The organism is Agrobacterium sp. MS2 (assembly GCF_003261015.1).
Taxonomy (GTDB): Bacteria; Pseudomonadota; Alphaproteobacteria; order Rhizobiales; family Rhizobiaceae; genus Agrobacterium; species Agrobacterium pusense.
On sequence record NZ_QLNF01000012.1, the window covers coordinates 367,217 to 384,848 of the forward strand.

15 protein-coding genes are annotated in these 17,632 nt (G+C 59.7%); 11 read left to right on the forward strand and 4 right to left on the reverse strand.

What is annotated here, in order from left to right:
* The 3 genes from DOU54_RS27940 to DOU54_RS06570 all read left to right on the forward strand — a co-directional run.
* The coding region (locus tag DOU54_RS27940; RefSeq protein ID WP_286079870.1) for a mechanosensitive ion channel family protein at positions 1-1,093 on the forward strand (1,093 nt) is incomplete at its 5' end.
* Positions 1,094-1,442: 349 nt separating this feature from the next.
* Positions 1,443-3,956: a GcvT family protein gene (locus tag DOU54_RS06565; protein ID WP_113731004.1), complete on the forward strand. Its 2,514-nt coding sequence runs from the start codon at positions 1,443-1,445 to the stop codon at positions 3,954-3,956.
* Between the two features lie 161 nt (positions 3,957-4,117).
* The gene (locus DOU54_RS06570; protein WP_004442009.1) at positions 4,118-4,951 is read left to right on the forward strand and encodes a response regulator; all 834 of its coding nucleotides are present in this window, start codon (positions 4,118-4,120) and stop codon (positions 4,949-4,951) included.
* 15 nt (positions 4,952-4,966) lie between these two features.
* Here DOU54_RS06570 and DOU54_RS06575 read toward each other — a convergent pair whose 3' ends face one another.
* On the reverse strand, positions 4,967-6,523 hold the full coding sequence (locus DOU54_RS06575) for a phospholipase D family protein (RefSeq protein ID WP_113380583.1): 1,557 nt from the start codon (positions 6,521-6,523) through the stop codon (positions 4,967-4,969).
* Between the two features lie 153 nt (positions 6,524-6,676).
* On the opposite strand from DOU54_RS06575, the gene DOU54_RS06580 reads away from it, so the two are divergent.
* The 3 genes from DOU54_RS06580 to DOU54_RS06590 are packed head-to-tail and all read left to right on the forward strand — an operon-like array spanning position 6,677 to position 7,995.
* On the forward strand, positions 6,677-6,991 hold the full coding sequence (locus tag DOU54_RS06580; protein ID WP_006697387.1) for an ArsR/SmtB family transcription factor: 315 nt from the start codon (positions 6,677-6,679) through the stop codon (positions 6,989-6,991).
* Positions 6,988-7,344, forward strand: coding sequence for an SRPBCC family protein (locus DOU54_RS06585; protein ID WP_113380584.1), 357 nt, complete (start codon positions 6,988-6,990; stop codon positions 7,342-7,344). Before DOU54_RS06580 ends, DOU54_RS06585 begins: the two co-directional genes overlap by 4 nt.
* Positions 7,345-7,386: 42 nt before the next feature.
* A complete protein-coding gene (locus tag DOU54_RS06590; RefSeq protein ID WP_004442004.1) occupies positions 7,387-7,995 on the forward strand; it encodes an ATP-dependent Clp protease proteolytic subunit in 609 nt (202 codons plus the stop codon).
* Positions 7,996-8,082: 87 nt separating this feature from the next.
* Here the strand turns inward: DOU54_RS06590 and parE are convergent, their stop codons facing one another.
* The gene (parE, locus tag DOU54_RS06595; protein ID WP_077986281.1) at positions 8,083-10,212 is read right to left on the reverse strand and encodes a DNA topoisomerase IV subunit B; all 2,130 of its coding nucleotides are present in this window, start codon (positions 10,210-10,212) and stop codon (positions 8,083-8,085) included.
* A gap of 225 nt (positions 10,213-10,437) precedes the next feature.
* On the opposite strand from parE, the gene DOU54_RS06600 reads away from it, so the two are divergent.
* The 4 genes from DOU54_RS06600 (at position 10,438) to pyrG (ending at position 14,663) form a co-directional block, all read left to right on the forward strand.
* Entirely contained in the window at positions 10,438-11,319 is an 882-nt protein-coding gene (locus DOU54_RS06600; protein WP_072494406.1) for a dienelactone hydrolase family protein, read from the forward strand.
* Positions 11,320-11,531: 212 nt separating this feature from the next.
* Positions 11,532-12,302: a triose-phosphate isomerase gene (gene tpiA, locus DOU54_RS06605; RefSeq protein WP_022556222.1), complete on the forward strand. Its 771-nt coding sequence runs from the start codon at positions 11,532-11,534 to the stop codon at positions 12,300-12,302.
* A 114-nt stretch (positions 12,303-12,416) separates the two neighbouring features.
* Positions 12,417-12,875, forward strand: a complete 459-nt coding sequence (gene secG, locus DOU54_RS06610; RefSeq protein ID WP_004442000.1) for a preprotein translocase subunit SecG — start codon at positions 12,417-12,419, stop codon at positions 12,873-12,875.
* Positions 12,876-13,034: 159 nt separating this feature from the next.
* On the forward strand, positions 13,035-14,663 hold the full coding sequence (pyrG, locus tag DOU54_RS06615; RefSeq protein WP_006697393.1) for a CTP synthase: 1,629 nt from the start codon (positions 13,035-13,037) through the stop codon (positions 14,661-14,663).
* A gap of 100 nt (positions 14,664-14,763) precedes the next feature.
* Here the strand turns inward: pyrG and DOU54_RS06620 are convergent, their stop codons facing one another.
* Together DOU54_RS06620 and fumC are read right to left on the reverse strand one after the other, a co-directional pair.
* Complete coding sequence (locus DOU54_RS06620) at positions 14,764-15,696, reverse strand: alpha/beta hydrolase (RefSeq protein ID WP_113380643.1); 933 nt, start codon at positions 15,694-15,696, stop codon at positions 14,764-14,766.
* 209 nt (positions 15,697-15,905) lie between these two features.
* Entirely contained in the window at positions 15,906-17,297 is a 1,392-nt protein-coding gene (gene fumC, locus DOU54_RS06625) for a class II fumarate hydratase (protein ID WP_004441998.1), read from the reverse strand.
* Here fumC and DOU54_RS27125 point away from each other — a divergent pair.
* Positions 17,287-17,628, forward strand: coding sequence for a hypothetical protein (locus tag DOU54_RS27125; protein ID WP_146617340.1), 342 nt, complete (start codon positions 17,287-17,289; stop codon positions 17,626-17,628). The genes fumC and DOU54_RS27125 overlap by 11 nt on opposite strands.
* Positions 17,629-17,632: the final 4 nt, after the last annotated feature.

A 17,632-nucleotide genomic window follows, 5' to 3' on the forward strand; every position in this document is an offset into this window, starting at 1 on the left:
ACCCGTGCCGCTCGATCAGGCCGGGCTTGTGGCGGGGCTTGGCATCTATGCCGTGGCCTTGACCTTCGGTGTGCCGCTTATCCTGTTTTCCTGGGGCTTCCAGCCCGGCGATATAGAAAGCTGGGCCTATCGCCTGCTGACGGGTATCACCGTCGGCAATGCCTCGATCTCGCTGATCGGCATTTTCGGCGGCATTCTCGTCTTCGCCATCGGTTACATCATCACCCGCTGGTTCCAGAAGTGGCTGGACAGCAACGTCATGGCGCGCGGCCAGGTGGATGCCGGCGTGCGCAACTCCGTCAAGACAGGCATCGGATATCTCGGCATTGCGGTTGCGGCCATTTTCGGCGTGTCTTCCGCCGGCCTCAACCTCTCCAGCCTGGCGCTGGTCGCTTCCGCCCTTTCGGTCGGTATCGGTTTCGGCTTGCAGAATATCGTGTCGAACTTCGTCTCCGGCCTCATCCTGCTGGTGGAGCGCCCCTTCAAGGTTGGCGACTGGGTGGTGACGGGAACGACCGAAGGCACGGTCAAGCGGCTTTCGGTGCGCGCAACGGAAATCGAGACCTTCCGCGGCCAATCGATCATCGTGCCGAATTCCGAATTCATCAATTCCTCCGTTGGTAACTGGACGCACCGCAACCGCATCATGCGCGCTGAAATCCCGGTCTCCGTTGCCTATGATTCAGACCCGCAGCGGGTCATGGACATTCTGCTTGAGCTGGTGCGCGCCCAGCCGCCGGTATTGCGCAATCCCGAGCCGCATGTGGAATTCCTCCGTTTCGGCGACTTTTCGCTGGATTTCGAACTGCGCTTCCATCTCGCAGACCTCTCGAATGGGCTTGCCGTGAAGAACTCCCTGAGGATCGCCATTCTCCAGCGCTTCCGCGAGGAGGGCATCGCCATCCCGTTCCCGCAACGCAACCTCAACATCCACGTGGAAGGCGACGCCAATCCGCAGATGCTGGCAGCCCTGCTTTCGGAGGAGGGCGACAAGGCGGTGGTGGCCCATACGGGCGCCGCATCGCCAGAGAAAGAGGCACCGAAAAACGACAAGGCAACAGAGCCGAAGGAGAAACCCGGCACGAAAGCGTAGATCGCTGTTGATCGCGGACATTGAGTTCCGGCCAAGGGTGCTCGCCGCTTTTCCCCTTCTCCTCGCCAGCGAGAAAGGTCGCGGCAGCGGGTTGAGGGGGCGCGCTCTGCGGAGTCCGGCAACGTTGCCCCTCATCCGATCCTTCGGGCCAGCTTCTCTCCGGCGGGAGAAGAAAAGAGCGGCAAAGCTGTGCAACGTTCGTCCGGCACGCTCCGCAATTTCTTCCCTGTCGCAGCACCCTATGGCCATGTCGCAATCAGGCGGCTGAACGACCCGCAAGCGCTTCATATTCCTCCCATCCAAAGCTGGCGGAATAAGGCAAGGCCGGCGCTTTTCAGGGGTTCTGTAAATGAAGACACATGCACGGGCGGTGGTGATCGGTGGCGGCGTCGTCGGCGTCTCGACGCTTTATCATCTGGCCAAGAAGGGCTGGAGCGACAGCGTGCTCATCGAGCGCAAGGAGCTGACCTCCGGTTCCACCTGGCACGCGGCCGGGCTTCTGCCGCTGTTCAACATGAGCTACTCGGTTGGCCAGATCCACAAATATTCCGTGAAGTTCTACGAGGAACTGCAGGAAGAGACCGGCATGAATGTCGGTTTCTCCAAGGTCTCCAACATCCGTCTCGCCCGCACCAAGGATCGCTGGGACGAATATATGTATTATGCCGGCATTGCCGAGACCATCGGCGTGCGCGTCAACATGCTGACGCCGGAGCAGGTGAAGGAGATCTGGCCGCTCTGCGAGACGGACGGCCTGCTCGGCGCCATCCAGCATCCTGACGATGGTTATATTCAGCCCGCCGATCTGACGCAGGCGCTGGCCAAGGGCGCGCGTGACCGCGGCGCGACCATCTATCGCAACACGACAGTCACCGCCATCGAGCAGCTTGAAGACGGTCACTGGAAGGTGACGACAGACAAGGGCGAGATCATCGCCGAACACATCATCTCCTGCACGGGCTCCTTTGCCCGCAAGACCGGCGAGATGGTCGGCATCAACATTCCGGTCATTCCGGTCGAGCATCAGTACATCGTCACCGAGCCGCATCCGGCCATTCAGGAACGCCGCCGCCAGGGCTTGCCGGAAATGGGCGTGCTGCGCGAATCCGACTCGGCCTGGTACATGCGTGAAGAGGCGGGCGGGCTGATCCTCGGTCCTTATGAAGTTGGCGCGCCGGTCTGTTATGTCGACGGTCCATCCGATGACAGCGAATATGAGCTGTTCCAGGAAGAACTCGACCGACTGATGCCGCATATCGAAACCGCCATGGTGCGCGTTCCGGCCTTCGGCGAAGTCGGCATCAAGAAGGTCTACAATGGCGCGATTGCCTATACGCCTGATGGCAATCCGATTGTCGGTCCTGCGCCGGGCCTGAAGAATTTCTGGCTGAACGAAGGCCACTCCTTCGGCATCACCGCCGCTGGTGGTGCTGGCTGGCAGCTGGCCGAATGGATCGTCGATGGCGAGCCGACGCTCGACCTGATGGGTGTCGATCCGCGCCGCTTCGGCCCTTACGCAACGGAAGGTTACCTCATCGCCAAGAACGAGGAAGCCTATGCCAACGTCTTCACCATGCATTACCCGGATGAAGAGCGCTCTGCCGCCCGTCCGCTGAAGACGACGCCGGTTTATGACCGTCTGAAGAAGCTCGGCGGCGTGTTCGGCTCCGTCTATGGCTGGGAGCGCGCCAACTGGTATGCGCCCGAAGGTTACGCGCTGCGTGAGGAAGACCTCGGCGTTGGCGCCGACGTCATCACCAGTCATAACCATGCACCGGCTCTGGATGACGGCCGTATCGTTGAGAAGTGGTCGTTCCGCCGCTCGAACTACTTCGAGCATGTCGGCAACGAAGTGAAGAACGTCCATCAGAATGTCGGCGTGCTCGATATGTCGGCCTTCGCGAAGATGGAGGTTTCCGGCCCTGGCGCGCGTGCCTGGCTCGACAGCATTCTCGCCAATGCGGTGCAGAAGAAGCGAGGCCGCATCGCGCTCACCCATCTTCTGACGCCGAATGGCGGCGTGAAGGCGGAGTTCACGGTCTATGAATGGGCGCCGGGCCGCTTCTACATGGTTTCGGCCGGTGGTCTCGAAGCGCATGACCATGACGTGCTGTTCCGCCTGGCGCCGACCGATGGCTCGGTCGTGCTGCAGCCGATCACCCAGAAATACGGCGTGCTGGTTCTGGCCGGTCCGAAATCGCGTGATCTCCTGAAGAAGCTGACCCGCACCAGCCTTGAGAACAAGGACTTCCCCTGGCTCACCGGCAAGCAGATTTCCGTCGGCGTTGCGACGGCGCATGCGCTACGCGTCAACTTCGTGGGTGAACTTGGCTGGGAGTTGCATCACCCGATCGAGATGCAGAACTACATCTTCGACCGGCTGATGGAAGCCGGTGCCGAATTCGGCATCAAGCCTTTCGGTATCCGCGCCATGGTTTCCATGTCACTCGAAAAGTCCTATCGCAATATGGGCCGCGAGCTTTCGGTGGAATACAATGCCTATGAATCGGGTCTCGACCGTTTCCTGCGCCCGGAGAAGAGCTTCATCGGCCGCGACGCACTGGTGGCCTACAAGGAGGCGGGCCTGAAGTCGGTCTTCTCGACGCTCACCGTGTCGGGCAATACGGATGTCGATGCGCGCGGTTCGGAAGCGATCTTCGATGAAAACGGCGCACTTGCAGGGCGCGCGACGAGCGGCGGTTTCGGCTGGCGTCTCGGCAAGTCGATCGCGCTCGCCATGCTCAAGCCGGAATATGCCGCAGTCGGCACCAAGCTGAAGATCCGCATTCTCGGCACGTCCTATGACGCTGAGGTGGTGGAAGAAAGCCCGTTCGACACCGACAACGCGCTTCTGCGCGCATAAGACCAAAATCCCCTCCCAAAATCGGAATACGGCCCCTCGCGGGCCGTATTTCCGTTTAAGTAAGCATGTGCTCAACTGATGCTTCAGGAAAAGTGCTATTAATCATTCTGAAAAATGAGCCTGCTATCTTCCGCTGACATACGATGGGGGATCGGGGCAGAATGAATTTCCTGGGCATCACGGGCATGCAATATTCGGGCGTGCCTTTTACCAATAACCGCATTTTACTGGCGGAAGACAGCAACGTGTTTACCCAGATGGTGAGCAGGCGGCTCAACGAGATGCTGGGCGTTACCGTGGAAGTATGCCGCTCCTTCGAGGAATTGCAGGCCTGCTACGAACATTCTTCCGAGCCGGTGACGCTCGCCATTTCCAACATCAACCTGCCGGGCGCGGAAAAGGGCGAAGCGCTGGAATATCTGATCGATCTATCGATCCCGACCATCGTTTTCACCAGCACCTTCCACGAGGCGACGCGTGAAACGCTGATCGCCAAGGACGTGGTGGATTATATTCTGAAAGACAATATCTTCGCCGTGGATATGCTGACGGAATCCGTCTGCCGCTTCCTCACCAACCACCGCCATCATGTGCTGATCGTTGACGACAGCCCGACGGCGCGGGCGCTGCTTTCGAGCCGTCTCAAGCGTTATAATTTCCGCGTCAGCCTGGCAGACAGCGGTGCGAAGGCGCTCGATATTCTAAGGGCCAATCCCGATATCGGCCTCGTCGTCACCGACTATAACATGCCCGACATTGACGGTTTCGAGCTGACGCGGCGCATCCGCACCGTGCGCGGCTCCCATGAACTGCGCATCATCGGTGTTTCCTCCTCCACCAACCGGCTGCTGTCGGCGCGTTTCCTGAAGGCTGGCGGCAATGATTTCATGCTGCGGCCCTTCATTGATGAAGAGTTCTATTGCCGCGTCAACCAGAACCTCGATACGCTGGTGCAGATACAGCTGGCGAAGTCCGGGGTGCGGCCGGCTGCGTAAGCCGGACGCTCGTCTTCAAAGCTGAGATTCAAGCGGCAGGAAACGCATGATGCCGGCGATGAGGCGGCGGCCGATAGCGGCGTCTGGCTCGCGCCGGTAGGTCTTGGTACGGCCCTGTTCCTCCGTCGTCCAGACGATGCGGTTGCTGCTGTCGATCTCCAGTTCAAAGCTCATCGTGCGGCGGATTTCCTCGGCGAATATTTCGTCCATGCAAGCGACCAGCGGCGGCGATGTGAAGACCACGCCCATCTCCGTGTTGAGGGAGGCCGAGCGCGGATCGAAATTCAGCGAGCCGATATAACCTGTCATGCCGTCACGCGTGAATGCCTTGGTGTGCAGGCTCGCCTGTCCGGAACCGCGCAGGGTGAAGTTCGGCTGGTCCACCTGCGAACGCAGCTCGTGCAGGCGCACGCCGCCCGAGAGAAGCGGCTTGCGATAACGGGCATACCCGGCGTGAACGGCGGCCACATCCGTCGCCGCCAGGGAATTGGTGAGGATGGCCAGCGATACGCCCCGTTCGGCAATATCAAGGAAAATCTCAACGCCCTGTTTGCCGGGAATGAAATAGGGGGATGTCACGTGCAGGCTGTCGCTTGCCGCCTGCAGCAGGGGCAGCAGGCTTTCCATCAGGAAGTTGTGGCCCTTCCGCCGTTTGCCTGCCGCTTTTTCCGGAGGATCGGCAAGCACATCCACGGAATCCACCCAGTGCATGCGGTCCGACATCAGGAAATGATCTCGGTCATACTGGCTTTCAACGCGCTCCAGATAAGGTTTGGCGGCTTCGCTTTTTGGCAGGGCGTCCAGCTCGCGCCGTAATCTTGCGAGTTTGCTCGGCCTGCGCGCCAGAAGCGAGCGAACGGGGACGGAAACGGCGCTGTTCCAGTAATCATCGAAGATTTCCGTTGCGTCGGTCACGACGTCACCGAAGCCGAGAATATCGAAATCGTGGAAATTCGCCCGTTCGGCGGCATCGAAATAGGCGTCGCCGATATTTCGACCGCCAACGATCACCGCGCGGCCATCGGCAATCCAGGCCTTGTTATGCATGCGGCGATTGACACTGCGAAAGCGCAGCAAAAGTTCCATGCCGCGATGGAGCATGTTCTCCCGCGCCCGGGTGGGGTTGAACAGGCGAAGTTCGATGTTGGGATGGCTGTCGATGGCGTGGAAAATTCGGTCTGACATGGAGACGCCGAGATCATCGAGCAGCAGCCGTACCCGCACGCCGCGATCGGCCGCCGCGATGACCTCGCGCATCATCAGCCGTCCCGTCAGGTCCGCATTCCACATGTAATACATGAGATCGAGGCTACGCCCGGCCGCGCGCGCCGCCGCGACGCGCACCGCAAATGCATCGAGATTGGAGTGTAGCAGGCACAGCGCATTCTTTTCGCTCCAGCCATTTTTTATGGTCTGCCAGTGCCGATCCAGCACGGTTTCGTCCTCAGTGACGGGCAGGGCGGCGGAGGGGCGTTTGGGAATGGATTTTTCCCGCTGTTTACCGATGACGACAAACAGGCTCGGCCCGACGAGCAGCAGAAGAATGATGATGAAGACCGTAAATGCAGTCACTTGTTTTGATCGCTCCCGGCCTGGAGAGTATCAGGCGGGATGGAAACGCGCGAGGGAATAAAGCGTTCATTTCGGTTCGGCGGCAGTATGAAAAACCGGTACAGGCGCGACAACGGGCTTGTCAAACACATAAGTGCGTGCTTATGTGTGTTTATGACAGAGAACGATATATTCCGGGCACTGGCCGATCCCACGCGCCGTGCCATTTTCGAAAAGCTGGCGGATGGTGCCATGAATGCCTCTGCCCTGCGCGAAGGGATCGAGATCAGTCAGCCGGCCATGTCGCAGCATCTTTCGGTTCTTCGCGGCGCCGGGCTAGTGGTTGAAAGACGGCAGGGCCGTTTCGTCAATTACGAGGTCGATCCGGAGGGGCTGACACGCATTGCTGCGTGGCTCGGCAAATATCGCGCCTACTGGCCACAGCGCATTGAGGCTCTCAAACTCCTGCTGAAGGATATGGACCAATGAACAGGGATGCAGCGGAAGCGCCGAAAAACGGCATTGAACTTGAATATGATCTGGACGAGCCGCCGCAAAAGGTCTGGCGCGCCATCAGCATTGCAGCGTTCCGTGAAAACTGGCTGCCGAACGAGGCTCTGGCGGAACCTGACGCGATCGACATCAAACCTGGCGAGGAAGTGCGCTACCGGCTGCGTGAAGACATTCCACCATTTCTGGAAAGCACCGTAACCTTCAGGATCGCGGCCAATGCCGAGGGCGGCACCAGCCTTCGCATCATTCATGAACTGCCCACAAATACCGGCCGGACGATGAAGGCCGCTGCAAACCACAACTGCCCGCCGATCAAGCTCGCCGCCTGATCCCACTCGTTTCCCGACATTTCCAAACACAGGAGTTCGCCGATGCGCGAAGTGATGCAACTCGTCCCTATGGTCGTCGAACAATCATCAAGGGGAGAAAGATCTTTCGACATTTATTCGCGCCTGCTGCGGGAAAGGATCATCTTTCTCAATGGCGAGGTCAACGATGCAGTTTCAGCGCTCGTCTGCGCGCAATTGCTGTTTCTCGAAGCGGAAAACCCGAAGAAGCCGATCCATCTTTATATCAATTCTCCGGGTGGCGTCGTGACGAGCGGCCTGGCGATGTATGATACGATGCATTACATCCGCGCCCCGGTTCACACACTCTGTATGGGCACGGCCCGTTCCATGGGATCGTTCCTGCTAATGGCGGGCGAACCGGGCGAGCGCACAGCACTTCCCAATGCCAGCATCCACATTCATCAACCGCTGGGCGGTTTCCAGGGACAGGCATCGGACATGCTGATCCACGCCGAGGAGATGCAGCAGACCAAGCACCGCATGACGCGGCTTTACGCCGAACATTGCAAACAGAGTTATGAGAAATTCGAAGCGGCCATGGATAGGGATTTTTTCATGACGGCGGAGCAAGCGTTGGAATGGGGTCTGATCGACCGCGTTCTGGGCGTTCGTGAGGATATCGCGGCGTAGTGCCGGGTACTATCCGCAAGATGTTGTTTCCATATCAACACAAAAGGCAGCGCCAATGCGCTGCCTTTCAAAGGTCCATCCGGATGATTAAATATCCAGATTATCTGCAAAAGCCGCCCGCTCCTGAATGAAGCGGAAACGGGCATCGGCCTTGGTGCCCATCAGATTGTCGACAGCCTCGCGCGTGCCCTCGAAGTCCACGTCATCGATCTCGACGCGCAGCAGGGTGCGCTTTTCGGGGTCCATGGTGGTTTCCTTGAGCTGGGCGGCCATCATTTCACCGAGGCCTTTAAAGCGGCCCACTTCGACCTTTTTGCCCTTGAAGACGGTTTCCATCAGCTCGGCGCGGTGGGCGTCGTCGCGGGCATAGGCGGATTTCGCGCCCTGACGGATGACGTAGAGCGGCGGCACTGCCAGATAGAGGTGGTTGCCGCGAATAAGTTCCGGCATTTCCTGATAGAAGAAGGTGATGAGCAACGAGGCGATATGGGCGCCGTCGACGTCGGCATCGGTCATGATGATGATGCGCTCATAACGCAAATCTTCTTCGCGGTACTTGGTACGGGTGCCGCAGCCGAGCGCCTGGATGAGATCGGCGATCTGCTGGTTGGCGGAAAGCTTTTCGCGGCTGGCACTGCCGACGTTGAGGATTTTACCACGCAGCGGCAGAATGGCCTGATTGGCGCGGTTGCGCGCCTGTTTGGCCGAGCCGCCAGCCGAGTCACCCTCGACAATGAAAAGTTCGGCGCCTTCGGCCGTGTTCTGGGAGCAATCCGCCAGTTTGCCGGGCAGACGCAGCTTGCGCACGGCGGTCTTGCGGTTGACTTCCTTTTCCTTGCGGCGGCGCATACGCTCTTCCGAGCGCTCGATGACCCAGTCGAGCAGCTTTGCCGCCTCGGCCGGGTTGCCGGTCAGATAGTGGTCAAATGGGTCGCGCAGCGCGTTTTCGACGATGCGCTGGGCTTCGACGGTGGCGAGCTTGTCCTTTGTCTGGCCGACGAATTCCGGCTCGCGGATGAAGACGGAGAGCATGCCGGCCGCCGAAATCATCACGTCATCGGTGGTGATGTCCTTGGCGCGCTTGTTCTGCGTCAGGTCGGCATAGTTCTTCAGACCCTTGGTGAGCGCGATGCGCAGGCCCGCTTCGTGCGTGCCGCCTTCGGGGGTTGGGATGGTGTTGCAATAGGAATGGATCTGCGTGTCGCCGCCATACCAGGTGACTGCCCATTCCAGCGCGCCGTGGCCGCCGGTCTTTTCGGTGCGGCCAGAAAAAATCTCGCGGGTGACGGTAAATTCCTTGCCGAGCGTGGCGGCGAGATAATCCTTCAGGCCGCCCGGGAAATGGAACACGGCCTTTTCGGGGATTTCTCCATCGGCCGGCACCATGCCGGGATCGCAGCTCCAGCGGATTTCGACGCCGCCGAAGAGATAGGCTTTGGAGCGGGCCATGCGGAAGATGCGGGCCGGTTCGAATTTCGCGTGATCGCCGAAGATTTGCGGATCGGGATGGAAACGCACGCGGGTGCCGCGGCGATTATGCACGTCGCCAAGCTCTTCCAGCGGACCGATCGGCAGGCCGCGCGAAAAACGCTGGCGGTAAAGCTTGCGGTTTCGTGCCACTTCCACTTCGAGAAGATCGGAGAGCGCATTGACCACGGAGACGCCGACGCCGTGCAGGCCGCCAGAGGTCTCGTAGGCCTTGCCGTCGAACTTGCCGCCGGCATGCAGCTTGGTCATGATGACTTCGAGCGTCGATTTGCCCGGAACCTGCGGGTGGTTCTCGACGGGAATGCCACGGCCGTTATCGGTGACCGTCAGGAAGCCTTCGGCATCGAGATGAACCTCGATGAAATTGGCGTGACCGGCGACGGCCTCGTCCATGGAGTTGTCGATGACTTCGGCGAAGAGGTGGTGCAGCGCCTTCTCGTCCGTGCCGCCGATATACATGCCGGGACGCATGCGCACCGGCTCGAGGCCCTCAAGCACGCGGATCGATGATGCGCCGTAGTCGTCACCGGCTGGAGACGCGGGCGGCGGAGGGGCAGACGACGCGACGGGGGCCGCGGCTGCAACGGCTGCGGGTTTCTGCTGCACGTTCACATTGGCAGCAGCGGTCGCCGGGGCCTTCACGGGCTTCGCCGCGTCCTCGTTCGTGTCCGTGTCGCTGTTTCGTGCCGCCGGAAGACCGGAGAAGAGATCGTTGCTGTCGTCCATCATGTCCAAAGTTCAAAAGCGTGTGTCAGAATTTCGCCATGCGAATCATTTTGCCATCAGCGTCAATATACCGCCAAATGTGGTTCCCGTCCGATTGAACCGGGGTCCGCCTGGGCGAGCGCGGCGCATCCTATGCCACGATTGTGTCAGGGTTTCGCAACAGGAGGATTGCGCTGCCGGCCTTGCGATGGCAAGTCTCGCAGCCACGAATGAACGGTTAGCCAAGGCATGTCCACAGCTCATTTCACGTTTTGTACTCTTTTCAGCCTGACTGTGGCGGCCATGCCCGTCGCAGCCTCCGCCGCCGACGGGCCGCTGCGGCCTTTCAAGGACGAGTTGTTTTCCGCGCAGACGGTGCTTTCCACGGGCGATGGCGGCGCATCCGAAGTCATCGATTACAAGGAGATGCGCGACATCAACGGCCGCGACGAGGTGCCGGAGCGGCGGGTGAAGCGGCAATATGTGGATATGGCGCCGAAGAAGGTGCAGGCGCTGGAAACCGTGTCCGCTGAGGGCAGGGCGCTTGAGGTCGGCCGCGTCGGCCCGGCCAGCGGGCAGGCGTTCACCATCATCTTCATCCATGGGCGCGGCGGTGACCGGCGGCTTGGCATGAACGACTATACGTTCGGCGGTAATTTCAACCGGCTGAAAAATCTGGCCGTGACCAATGGCGGCACCTATTACGTGCCGAGTGTTCGTTCTTTCGATGAGAACGGCGTTGCCGACATTGCGGCGCTTATTGCGGATGTGGCCAAAAAATCCGGCGGCAAGCCTGTCATATTGACCTGCGCCTCAATGGGCAGTTTCATCTGCTATGGCATTAGCCGCGACAAGGCAGCCGTTGCCAATCTCAAGGGAATGGCGATCCTGGGGGGCGCGGTCGATCCCGATTTTCCGAAAAGCGCTTTCGCGAAGGCGAAGAAGCCGGTCTGGTTTACCCATGGCAGCGCCGACAAGGTTTATTCGGCCGATCAGCAGGCGACGATCTTCCGCACGTTGTTGAAGGCTGGGGAGCCCGCGCGGTTCACGCGCTATGAGACTGGCAGCCACGGCACGCCGGTGCGGATGACCGACTGGCGGGCGGTTCTGAACTGGATTTTGAGCCGATAAGGGATCGCGGCGGGCTCGGTCACGACAAATTTTCCAGATTTGCCGCTGGTTTTAACCCTTGGGCCGCTTTTTTGTACCAATTGCTGCCCGCTGCGGTTAAAGGAATATCCGGGAAATTGCGGCAGAGCTTCTGTCGTGATCAAGGGCCGTCAGCGGCTGAGGGATAGGGCGCCGCCAGGGCTGCGCCCCGAGACAAAGGGAATGGGATACGCATGACGCCGAATGTTCGACCGCTTGTTGCCGGAAACTGGAAGATGAACGGCACGCGTGCCTCGCTCGACCAGATCAAGGCCATGGCAGAGGGTGTCAAGGGCGCGCTGTCCGAGAAGGTGGATGCGCTGATCTGCCCGCCTTCGACCTTGCTTTACGTCGCGACTGCGCTCTGCGATGACAGCCCGCTGATGATCGGCGCTCAGGATTGCCACCAGAACGCCTCCGGTGCCCATACTGGCGATATTTCCGCCGAGATGATTGCCGACTGCTTCGGCACCCACGTCATCGTTGGTCACTCCGAGCGCCGCACCGACCATGCCGAGACTGATCACCTGGTTCGCGCCAAGGCATCTGCCGCCCATGCGGCCGATCTCATCGCCATTGTCTGCATTGGCGAAACGGCCGATGAGCGCAAAGCGGGCCAGACGCTCGATATTCTGAAGCGCCAGCTTGCCGGCTCGCTGCCGGATGAGGCAACGGCGGAAAATACCGTTATCGCTTATGAACCCGTCTGGGCGATCGGCACCGGTCTTACGCCGACGGTGGACGATGTGCGCGAGGCTCATGCCTTCATGCGTGACGAGCTCGTCAAGCGCTTCCGCGATGCCGGAAAGACCATGCGCATCCTTTATGGCGGATCGGTAAAGCCGGCCAATGCGCTGGAGTTGATGGGCGTTGAAAACGTCGATGGCGCGCTGATTGGTGGCGCGAGCTTGAAAGCGTCGGACTTCCTGTCCATCTATGCGGCATATGAGCGACTGACGGCCTGAATGAGGCTTTCCTGAAAGAGTATCGGGAAAGGGCTTGGAATAAGCCTTCGCCTCATGTAAAGAGCCGCAAAACCTTCTTTATGGTGCTCCGCGCGGGGCATGGAATGGATTGTCATGCAGACCGTTTTGATTGTTATTCACCTCATGATCGTGCTGGCGCTTGTCGGCGTGGTCCTGATCCAGCGTTCCGAAGGCGGCGGCCTCGGTATCGGCGGCGGTTCGGGCTTCATGTCCGCGCGCGGAACGGCCAATGCCCTGACGCGCACCACCGCGATCCTTGCGGCGCTGTTCTTTGCAACGTCGCTCGGCCTTGGTCTTCTGACCCGTTACGAATCGCGTCCGACCGATATCCTGAACCGTATTCCGGCCACGCAGGGCCAGGGTAACGGCATTCTCGACACGCTCGGCCCGTCGACGACGCCTTCGACGCCGGCTCCGGCTGAAAATGGTGTTCCGACCAATAACGGTGCTGCTGCTCCCGCACAGACCACACCGGCTCCGGCCGCTTCCGGCACGGCCGCTCCGGCCCCGGCGCAGCCCGCCGATCCGAACGCAGTTCCGACCGGTCAATAAGCCCGGTTCTGATTTAACGCTCCGGCAGGCCAAAAGCCTGCCGGTTTTCTTTTGTTCGCATTCCGGCCAGTTGAATTGTGAATTCGTCAACAGCGAATTTGCAACAGCATGAAATTTGGGCTGGCGGAATCAGAGGTAAAAAGGTATCCGGTGAATCCCATGGCGCGATATGTATTCATCACAGGCGGCGTGGTCTCCTCTCTCGGTAAGGGCATCGCAGCTGCTGCACTCGGAGCTTTGCTGCAATCCCGTGGTTATCGGGTGCGGCTTCGCAAACTCGACCCCTATCTGAACGTCGATCCCGGCACCATGAGCCCGACACAGCACGGCGAAGTGTTCGTGACTGACGACGGTGCCGAGACGGACCTCGACCTTGGCCACTATGAGCGCTTTACCGGGCGTTCGGCCACCAAGACCGACAACATCACCACCGGTCGCATCTACAAGAACATCATCGACAAGGAACGGCGCGGCGATTATCTCGGCGCAACGGTTCAGGTCATTCCGCACGTCACCAACGAGATCAAGGATTTCGTGATCGAAGGCAATGACGATTACGACTTCGTCATCTGCGAGATCGGCGGCACGGTGGGTGACATCGAGGCGATGCCGTTCATGGAAGCGATCCGTCAGCTCGGCAACGACCTGCCGCGCGGCACGGCGATCTATCTTCACCTGACGCTGATGCCCTATATTCCGGCGGCAGGCGAATTGAAGACCAAGCCGACCCAGCATTCCGTGAAGGAGTTGCAGGCTCTCGGCATTCACCCCGACATCCTTTTGGTGCGCGCCGACCGGGAAATCCCGGAAGCGGAACGCCGCAAGCTTTCGCTGTTCTGCAACGTGCGTCCCTCCGCCGTCATCCAGGCGCTGGATGTGGCGAATATCTACGACGTTCCGATCGCCTACCACAAGGAAGGCCTCGATTCGGAAGTGCTGGCCGCTTTCGGCATCGAGCCGGCGCCTAAGCCGCGTCTGGAGCAGTGGGAAGAGGTCTGCAACCGTATCCGCACGCCGGAAGGCGAAGTGACGATTGCGATCGTCGGCAAATATACCGGCCTCAAGGACGCGTATAAGTCGCTGATCGAGGCGCTGCATCACGGCGGCTTCGCCAACCGCGTCAAGGTCAAGCTCGAGTGGATCGAGTCGGAAGTCTTCGAAAAGGAAGATCCGACGCCCTATCTCGAAAAGGTCAACGGCATTCTGGTGCCGGGCGGCTTTGGCGAGCGCGGTTCGGAAGGCAAGATCATGGCGGCGCAGTTTGCGCGTGAGCGCAACGTGCCCTATTTCGGCATCTGCTTCGGCATGCAGATGGCGGTCGTGGAAGCGGCCCGTCATCTGGCCGGCATCGAAAATGCCTCTTCGACCGAATTCGGTCCGACGTCGGAGCCGGTTGTCGGCCTCATGACCGAATGGGTGAAGGGTAACGAGCTGGAGAAGCGCTCCTCCAAGGGCGATCTCGGCGGCACGATGCGCCTCGGCGCCTATAAGGCGGCGCTGAAGAAGGATACCAAGATCGCCGAGATTTATGGCTCCACGGATATTTCCGAGCGCCACCGTCACCGCTACGAGGTAAACGTGGACTACAAGGACCGGCTGGAAGAATGCGGCCTCGTCTTCTCCGGCATGTCTCCGGATGGTGTGCTGCCGGAAACGGTGGAATATCCTGATCATCCGTGGTTCATCGGTGTTCAGTACCATCCGGAATTGAAGAGCCGTCCGCTCGACCCGCATCCACTTTTCGCCAGCTTCATAGAAGCGGCGGTGGAGCAGAGCCGGCTGGTTTGACGGTTTGAAGGATTATGAAGAGGGCCGCGAAAGCGGCCCTTTTTTGTTTGGGCAATAGTGCGTCTCAGGATGCACTATGCGAGTGTTCGCCGACGGCGCCTTACCCCAAAAAATTATGCTTCCGCAGCCACGCCTCGTACCAGTTCGGCCATTCCTCTGTGGGGGTGCCGGGCTTGCCCATGCCGAACCCGTGGCCGCCGGATGCGATCGGATGAAGTTCGACATCCACGCCAGCCTTTTCACAGGCGTCTCGCATGAGCCGGCTGTTGGCTGGATTGGAGATCCGGTCGTCATCCGCCTGTGCCAGGAAAATCGGCGGGCAATCCTTGCGCACATGGCTTTCCACCGACCATTCGCTTGTGGCCTTATCTGTCGGGTGTCTGCCGACAAGCGATCTGCGGGTCGAGGTATTGTCATAGGGAGCGGCAAGCGTGATGACTGGGTAGATCAGCGCTGCGATATCCGGGCGGGCTGATTGCCCGTCAATGTCGTCGATACGATCATAAGACGTAAAAGCCGAGCGGGCGGCGGCAAGCCCCATCAGGTGGCCACCCGCAGAAAAGCCAAGCCCGCCGATCCTGTGCGGATCAATCTGCCAGTCCGAAGCGCGTGCACGCACCAGACGAAACGCGCGCTGCACATCCTGCAACGGTGCAAGTGGTCCGAGCGTCCATCCTTCAATCGGCAGACGGTAGCTGAGGACAAAAGCGTAAATGCCTCTGGCCGCGAGCCAGCGTGCGGCGGGATAGGATTCCTTGCCTTCCTCTATGCGTTTATATCCACCGCCTCCTGCGATGATCATCGCTGACCCATTTGGCTTTTCCGGGGCAAATATCTCAAGGCTTGGTATGGTGATGTTGGTGACGGCGCCTTTTTTGCTGATATCCGTAGGGCCGTCTGGACCGCCACCACCGGGCGGGCTGCCGGGCCAAAGCGCAAGACGGCGCGGATTGTCTTTAGCAAGCAGATTTGGGATTTTCACTGATGTGGCGAGGAATGCCCCGGCAAAAAGAAGGCTGCGGCGGCAGATCATGATGTCTTCCTCCATCAGGCACTTGGATCCGGTATTCTCCCGGTAGAGCAGTTTATGAGGCCTATATAAAAACCAACAGGACAATATGGTTGCAACAAGATATTCCGGTTCGGGTCAGCGATGTCACAGTCTCTCTGCGGCGTGTCAATCAAGCAAACAAAAACGGGCCCGAAGGCCCGTTTTAACTCCAGTGACAAATCCCGACCGTCTTACTTCGGCCCGATCATGTTCTCCGGGCGCACATACTGGTCGAATTCCTCGTTGGTGAGGTATCCGCCACCAACGGCTTCCTCGCGCAGGGTCGTGCCGTTCTTGTGGGCGGTCTTGGCGATCTTGGCGCAGATGTCGTAGCCGAGCTTGCCGTTCAGTGCAGTGACGAGCATCAGAGAGTTTTCGACCCCCTTCTTGATGTTGTCTTCGCGGGCCTCGATGCCGACGACGCAATTGTCGGTGAAGGAGACGGCCGCGTCGCCCAGAAGCTGGACGGACTGCAGGAAGTTATAGGCCATCATCGGGTTATAGACGTTGAGCTCGAAGTGGCCCTGCGAACCGGCGAAGGAGAGCGCTGCATTGTTGCCGAAGATGTGGGCGCAAACCTGCGTCAGTGCTTCCGACTGGGTAGGGTTGACCTTGCCCGGCATGATGGACGAGCCGGGCTCGTTTTCCGGCAGCGAGAGTTCGCCGAGACCGGCGCGGGGGCCGGAGCCGAGGAAGCGGATGTCGTTGGCGATCTTGAAGAGTGCCGCTGCTGCCGCGTTGATCGCGCCATGCGAGAAGACCATGGAATCATGCGAGGCAAGCGCTTCGAACTTGTTCGGCGCGGTGACGAAGGAAAGGCCGGTGATCTTCGAAATTTCCTCGGCGACCTTTTCGGCAAAACCAACAGGGGCATTGAGGCCCGTGCCGACGGCCGTGCCGCCCTGGGCGAGCTTGGAAAGCGCAGGCAGGGTGGTTTCGATGTTGGCTATGGCGGAGGCGACCTGCGCGGCGTAACCGGAGAATTCCTGGCCGAGCGTCAGCGGCGTTGCATCCTGCGTGTGAGTGCGGCCGATCTTGATGATCTTTTCGAACTGCTTGACCTTGGCTTCCAGCGCCTTGTGCAGGTGCTTCAGGCTCGGCAGCAGGTGGTGAACGATCTGCTCGACGCAGGCGATGTGCATCGCCGTCGGATAGGTATCGTTCGAAGACTGGCTCATATTGACGTGGTCGTTGGGATGAACCGGCTTCTTGCTGCCCATTTCGCCGCCGAGCATCTCGATTGCGCGGTTGGAAATCACCTCATTGGCGTTCATGTTGGACTGGGTGCCTGAGCCGGTCTGCCAGACGACGAGCGGGAAATGTTCGGTCAGCTTGCCGTCGATGACTTCCTGTGCGGCGGCGATGATGGCTTCACCGATCTTCGGGTCGAGGCCGGCGAGCGCCATGTTGGCACGGGCGGCGGCCTGCTTGACGATGCCGAGCGCGCGAACGACAGAAGCGGGCTGCTTTTCCCAGCCGATCTTGAAGTTGCCGAGCGAGCGCTGCGCCTGCGCGCCCCAGTAGCGATCGGCCTGAACTTCAATAGGGCCAAATGTATCGGTTTCCGTCCGTGTGGCTGTCATCAATCTTGCCTTTTTACTCGTGTTCCTCCGCCAAAACGGCGCCTTCGCCCGCCTTGCGCGGCCGATATATAGAATCATCGCGGCGGCAAAGAAAGCCGCTGTAATGCGGCGCGGGAAGATATTTCCGGTCGTTGCGCGGCGATTTGCCTGCAGCGAATGCAGCAAGGCGAAAAACCCGGCCGCGTGGCATTTTTACTACGTCATGAAAAGGCAGGGAAACCGGGCTTGTACCGGGGCGGGCGCTCAAAGCAAAGTGAATGAAATAAATAGAAATTTAACCATTCTCGCCAATTCTGGAAATTACGTTTTTACGGCTTTGGCTGTATTATGAGGTT

What these genes read in the sequence shown, in the direction of transcription:
- DOU54_RS06565 (WP_113731004.1), top strand. Translation starts at nt 1,443, where the DNA reads ATGAAGACACATGCACGGGCGGTGGTGATCGGTGGCGGCGTCGTCGGC.
- DOU54_RS06570 (WP_004442009.1), top strand. Translation starts at nt 4,118, where the DNA reads ATGAATTTCCTGGGCATCACGGGCATGCAATATTCGGGCGTGCCTTTT.
- DOU54_RS06580 (WP_006697387.1), top strand. Translation starts at nt 6,677, where the DNA reads ATGACAGAGAACGATATATTCCGGGCACTGGCCGATCCCACGCGCCGT.
- DOU54_RS06585 (WP_113380584.1), top strand. Translation starts at nt 6,988, where the DNA reads ATGAACAGGGATGCAGCGGAAGCGCCGAAAAACGGCATTGAACTTGAA.
- DOU54_RS06590 (WP_004442004.1), top strand. Translation starts at nt 7,387, where the DNA reads ATGCGCGAAGTGATGCAACTCGTCCCTATGGTCGTCGAACAATCATCA.
- parE (WP_077986281.1), bottom strand. Translation starts at nt 10,212, where the DNA reads ATGATGGACGACAGCAACGATCTCTTCTCCGGTCTTCCGGCGGCACGA.
- DOU54_RS06600 (WP_072494406.1), top strand. Translation starts at nt 10,438, where the DNA reads ATGTCCACAGCTCATTTCACGTTTTGTACTCTTTTCAGCCTGACTGTG.
- tpiA (WP_022556222.1), top strand. Translation starts at nt 11,532, where the DNA reads ATGACGCCGAATGTTCGACCGCTTGTTGCCGGAAACTGGAAGATGAAC.
- secG (WP_004442000.1), top strand. Translation starts at nt 12,417, where the DNA reads ATGCAGACCGTTTTGATTGTTATTCACCTCATGATCGTGCTGGCGCTT.
- pyrG (WP_006697393.1), top strand. Translation starts at nt 13,035, where the DNA reads ATGGCGCGATATGTATTCATCACAGGCGGCGTGGTCTCCTCTCTCGGT.
- DOU54_RS06620 (WP_113380643.1), bottom strand. Translation starts at nt 15,696, where the DNA reads ATGATCTGCCGCCGCAGCCTTCTTTTTGCCGGGGCATTCCTCGCCACA.
- fumC (WP_004441998.1), bottom strand. Translation starts at nt 17,297, where the DNA reads ATGACAGCCACACGGACGGAAACCGATACATTTGGCCCTATTGAAGTT.